General features: G+C 65.8%; 4 protein-coding genes. All 4 read right to left on the bottom strand.

Features of this window, described 5'->3' with window-relative positions; translation table 11 throughout:
* Window positions 1-285 precede the first annotated feature (285 nt).
* A complete protein-coding gene (locus tag ACOADB_RS13585; protein ID WP_378599442.1) occupies window positions 286-1,212 on the bottom strand; it encodes an ABC transporter permease in 927 nt (308 codons plus the stop codon).
* Window positions 1,213-1,306: 94 nt separating this feature from the next.
* On the bottom strand, window positions 1,307-2,842 hold the full coding sequence (locus tag ACOADB_RS13580; RefSeq protein ID WP_378599439.1) for a sugar ABC transporter ATP-binding protein: 1,536 nt from the start codon (window positions 2,840-2,842) through the stop codon (window positions 1,307-1,309).
* A 56-nt stretch (window positions 2,843-2,898) separates the two neighbouring features.
* Window positions 2,899-4,065: a sugar ABC transporter substrate-binding protein gene (locus tag ACOADB_RS13575; protein ID WP_378599437.1), complete on the bottom strand. Its 1,167-nt coding sequence runs from the start codon at window positions 4,063-4,065 to the stop codon at window positions 2,899-2,901.
* A 25-nt stretch (window positions 4,066-4,090) separates the two neighbouring features.
* Window positions 4,091-4,336, bottom strand: a 246-nt coding sequence (locus tag ACOADB_RS13570) for a hypothetical protein (protein ID WP_378599434.1), incomplete at its 5' end; no start/stop codon positions are given.

The raw sequence follows: 4,336 nt of genomic DNA, 5'->3' as shown, positions 1-4,336 counted from the left end.
TGAGGCCGTCGAAGCGGTCATTGAGCTCTCGGCGTTGCTTCCCGGCGTCCGGGGCGTCTTCGGTGGTCGCCTGCGCAACGCCCACCAGGTTGAGGCGCTGACCGCGAACCTGATCTCCATGAACAAGCGCTACAAATCCCATGCCGGAGTCCGCATCACCGAGGTCTGACGTGGCTGGCACCTGCACCCCAGACGTCGCCCGGCGCTGACGCATCTGCGGGGGCCGCGGCTTGGAATCCACGCGACAGAGAGGGCGGCCATTCCGTCACGCTGGGTGGGAGCGGATCAGCCTGGCCGCCGCTCCCGGGCCGTGAGGGTGGAGAGGGTCACGGCCATCACGAGGCCGGTACCTGTGACGACATTCTGGACCCAGCTGTCGACGCCGTTCAGGCTCAGGCCGGAGAGGGCGAAGGCCAGCAGGTAGACAGCCACCAGTGTGCCGAGGACGTTGAAGCGACCAGGCTTGATCGTCGTCGCACCGAGGAAGGCGGCGACCAAGGCGGGCAGTGTGAGGGGGATCCCCCCGCCCGAAGCGGACGCGCTGCCGATCGACCCGAGGTACAGCACGCCTGCAACGGCGGACGTCAGTGCGGACATGACGAATGCCAGCAGGGTCAGTCGACGTACATCGACGCCCACCAGGTGCGCCGCGGTCGCGTTGGACCCGATGGAATGAAGATGGCGGCCCAGGGGCGTGTGTTGCAGGACGTAGTAGAACACGAGGGCGAAGCCGGCCACGAAGTAGACGAGCGACGGCACTCCGAACCAGCTGCCGCTTCCGGTCTTTGCGAGGCCACTTGCAGTGTCGATCAAGATCGACCTGCCGTCGGCGTACCACTCCACCAACCCGCTGACGGCAATGCCGACGCCGAGTGTCGCAATCAACGAGTTGACGCCGACGTACGCGATGAGAAGCCCGTTCACGAGCCCAATGGCCAGACCGATGCCGAGCGCCACCACGACCGCGAAGGCAAGTGACTTGTGGTGATCGGCGATCGCGCCCGCGACCGTGATGGCACTGATACCAGCGACGGACCCGACCGTCAGGTCGAACTGCCCGCACACCAGGGGCAGGATGATGGCCAGAGCGAGGATGGCGGGGATGGCTTGGCTCCTGAGAACCTGCTGCAGGTTCTCGGTGCTGCGGAAGGTCGCCGGGTAGTCCCAAAGACTCGCAAATGCCACGAAGACGAGTGCCAGCAAGACGACCAAGCCGTAGCGCCCTGCCATCGAACGGAGCGCTGGCCTCGGCCTCAACGAGACGCCGGTGGGGCGCTCGGTGGAGGTCACGACGGAAGATTGTGTGTCAGTCATTCGGATCGTCTCTTTCTGCGAGCTGCGTGCTGGCTGTGCCGAACGAGGCCTCGACAATGCGGTGTGCGGTCAGCGATGGGCCGGTGAGCTCGGCCGAGAGCCTGCCGTGCGCGATGACCAGCACGCGGTCGGCCACCCTTGCGAGCTCCTCTGGGTCACTGCTGACCACGATCGCGCTGGCGCCGGCGTCGACTGCTGCGCGAACCATCCGATAGATCTCGGCGCGTGCTCCGGCATCGACGCCTTGGGTGGGCTCATCGAGCAGGATCAGGCGCGGCTTTCTTCGAAGCCATCGGGCAAGAACAACCTTCTGCTGGTTGCCGCCCGACAAGGTGTGGATCGGCTGGGCGTCCGAGGCGACACGAATGAGGAATTCCGCGATCGAGTCCTGTGCTTCACGGGACTCAACACGATGATTGAGCCGTCCCCTTCGCCAGTAGCGCCTCAGGGAGGCAGCCGAGAGATTCTCTCGTACGGTCATTCCCGAGAACGCTGCCTCGCCCGGACGGTCCTCAGGGACCATCGCGATTCCCAGGCGCATTGCCCCACGCACACCTGAAGCTGGCATTGTCACGCCGTCGAAGCGAACTTCGCCGGCCGAGGGGCGCCGGGCACCGAACAGGGTGTTGAGCAGGGTGGTCCGACCCGAGCCCAGCAGACCACCGACGCCGAGGATCTCGCCGCGATGCACGTCGAAGGACAGGTCCTGGATTCGGCCCGACTGCAGGCCCCGAACCTCAACAAGCGGATTGTCGGTGCGGACCTCGTGGGCCGGGGGAAAGGCGTCCTCGACGCTTCGCCCGACTATCAACTCAACCAGGTCAGTCTCAGTCATGCCGGCTGCGGGTCGGGTCACGACATGGCTGCCGTCGCGGAGAACCGTCACGGTGTCGGCCATCCGGGTGACCTCGTCAAGGCGGTGGGTGACGTACATGATCGCCTGGCCCTCGGCCGCCCAGCGTTGCAGCGTGCTGATCAGTTGATCGGCCTCGGCGCTCGGCAGCGAGGCAGTCGGCTCGTCCAGGATCAATACACCGCGGGTGTCCTCGCCCTGGTCCTGGAGCACACGGGCGATGGCCAGCATCGCCCGGGCGCCCGGGCCCAGCGCGGCGACCGGGGTCTCCGGCCGGACCTCGATTCCGTAGCGATCGAGAACGGCCTGCGTGCGCTGCCGCACCCGTCTGCCGTGGATCGGAGCAAACGGTGCGGTGTCGTATCCGGCTGTGCGGCCGATCGCCAGGTTGTCCGCGACACTCATGTGAGGGAAGACGGCGGGGTTCTGGTGGACGACGTGGATGCCGACCTCACGGGCGAAGGACGGGGAGGTGTGGTGGCCGGCGACGGAGCGACCATCCACGCGCACATGACCGCCATGGTCGGCGGTCTCGACGCCCGCGAGGATCTTGATCAGCGTGGACTTGCCTGAGCCGTTGCCGCCGAGCAAGGCATGGATACTGCCGCGGCCAACCTCAAGGCTCACGTCGTTGAGCGCTCGTGTGGCGCCATAGGTCTTGGAGAGGTGGGCCAAGCTGAGGGCGACCGTCCGGTCGCCCCCAGCCTGACCAGCCGCAACGGGCAAGTGGATCAACTGATGCCCCACGCCTTGCGGTATGCACTCTGGTAGTCGGGGAGGTCGCTGAACGTGGAGCCCTTCTTGCCGGTGACATTGTCCTTCGTCACGATGGTGAACCCGATGCCGCTGGACTCCACGGGAACTCCGGTCAAGACGCTGTTCAAGGTGTCGACCGCTGCCCAGCCGCTCCACTCGGGGGAGGCGATGTTGACGAACGAGGCGACGCCGCCGCGAACCATGTCCAGCTCGGGGGCCTGCCCCTCAGCGCCCTGGACGAACAGCTTTCCGGTCTTGCCCGTCGACTGCAGGGACGGGTAGATCGCGGCCATGCCGGCAGCGAAGTACGGCGTCGTGATGGCCGAGGCATCGGGATTCTTGATCAGCAACGACGAGATCTGCTGACCGGCCTTGCCCGTGACCAGATCGGCAGCCTTGATGTCGAGCGTCTCGATGATGCTGCTTGTCGGGTCCTTGGCCAGACCCGCCTCGAGACCCTCGGCGATGTAGTCAAGAATCCGGAACTCGGTGTCCTTCACGTGCAGGATCTTCTGGTTGCCGCCGGTCAGGGCGAGGGTCGCGGTGGCCTGGGCAGCGCCGAACGCGACGAATTGCTCGGCGGCGGTGCGGTCATCGACGTACAGCACCTCACCGTCGAACTGCTTGTCGCCCTTGTACTTCGGGTCATCGCAATCAAAGGCATAGGCGCTGACGATCTTGATGCCCTTCTCATGGGCGGCCTTCAAAGCCGTGGAGATGAGCGGGCAGTCGACGGCGACGTCGATGATGCCGTCATAACCGGCCGCGACGATCTGGTTGACCAGGCCCGAGTACTTCGTCGGGTCGCTGCCACCGTCGAAGACGTCGCACTTCCAGCCCACCACATCGCAAGCCGCCTTCGCGCTGTCGATGGGACCCTGCGCAGACAGGTTGTTCTGTCCTGCCGACAGGAGCGCCACCCTTGCCCCCTGCTTGATGGGGCGCGAGGTGTCTGAGGGCAGCACGCTGGTGCCCTTCTGCAGGCCCGGCAGCTCCGCCTTCGCGGCGTTCACGGCCGACTCGGCCGCTGCCGTCGCGCCCGCGTCAGGTGAATCGTCGGTTGCGCCCTTGTCGCTCGCGCAGCCCGCGAGGAGCAGGATCGCTGACGTCGCGACGCACGTCAGGGACAGTCGGTAGTTCATGAAAGACCTCCAGGTCGACTGGCAGTCACTGGCTGACCGCCAGTGCCGCAGTGGTGATGACACGACCGCTGAGCCAGTACGAACAGCCGGGCGGACGGATGTGACCGTACGCACGGTCAGTGATCACGTCAAGGGTCACTTCTGCCGTTCGACTTCGACGCCCTGATTCATTGACCGGGCGTACGGTCAGCGGTACCTTGGCGGCCGTACGTGCCTGCAGTCTGAAGTTGGTTCCGTGGCCTGTTCGCATCCAACTCACTGCCACAACGGT

This window comes from Nocardioides sp. CPCC 206348 (assembly GCF_048654705.1).
Taxonomy (GTDB): Bacteria; Actinomycetota; Actinomycetes; order Propionibacteriales; family Nocardioidaceae; genus Nocardioides.
Note: the sequence above shows the minus strand (reverse complement) of the source record. Positions and strands in the feature narration are given on the sequence as shown.

What these genes read in the sequence shown, in the direction of transcription:
- ACOADB_RS13575 (WP_378599437.1), bottom strand. Translation starts at nt 4,065, where the DNA reads ATGAACTACCGACTGTCCCTGACGTGCGTCGCGACGTCAGCGATCCTG.